The sequence below is a fragment of the Klebsiella sp. 10-1 genome (assembly GCF_009758445.1).
GTDB lineage: Bacteria > Pseudomonadota > Gammaproteobacteria > Enterobacterales > Enterobacteriaceae > Klebsiella > Klebsiella scottii.
On the sequence record NZ_WQRE01000032.1, the window covers coordinates 1 to 560 of the forward strand.

Genomic DNA, 560 nt, shown 5'->3' on the forward strand with positions numbered 1-560 from the left:
AGCACGTCCTTCATCGCCTCTGACTGCCAGGGCATCCACCGTGTACGCTTAGTCGCTTAACCTCACAACCCGAAGCTGTTTCGTAAAACAGTCCGCGTTGCGAAAATTTGAGAGACTCGAACACACCATTTTTCCTTTCTTATTACGGAGAAAGGAAACAGTGTGTCGTTTCAATTTTCAGCTTGATCCAGATTTTTAAAGAGCAAATATCTCAAACGTAACTCACTGAGTTAGTTTTGAGATATGGGGGTCGGCGACTTTCACTCACAAACCAGCAAGTGGCGTCCCCTAGGGGATTCGAACCCCTGTTACCGCCGTGAAAGGGCGGTGTCCTGGGCCTCTAGACGAAGGGGACACTGAAGTCTCAATCGCAAGACGCCTTGCTATTTACTTTTCATCAGACAATCTGTGTGAGCACTACAAAGGCAGGTTCTTCAGGTAAGGAGGTGATCCAACCGCAGGTTCCCCTACGGTTACCTTGTTACGACTTCACCCCAGTCATGAATCACAAAGTGGTAAGCGCCCTCCCGAAGGTTAAGCTACCTACTTCTTTTGCAACC

General features: G+C 48.6%; 1 tRNA gene and 1 rRNA gene. Both read right to left on the reverse strand.

The features are described from left to right. Nucleotides 1–279 precede the first annotated feature (279 nt). A tRNA-Glu gene (locus GO007_RS28850) sits at nt 280–355 on the reverse strand. Between the two features lie 84 nt (nt 356–439). Then, nucleotides 440–560, reverse strand: a 16S ribosomal RNA gene (locus GO007_RS28855); the annotation flags it as partial.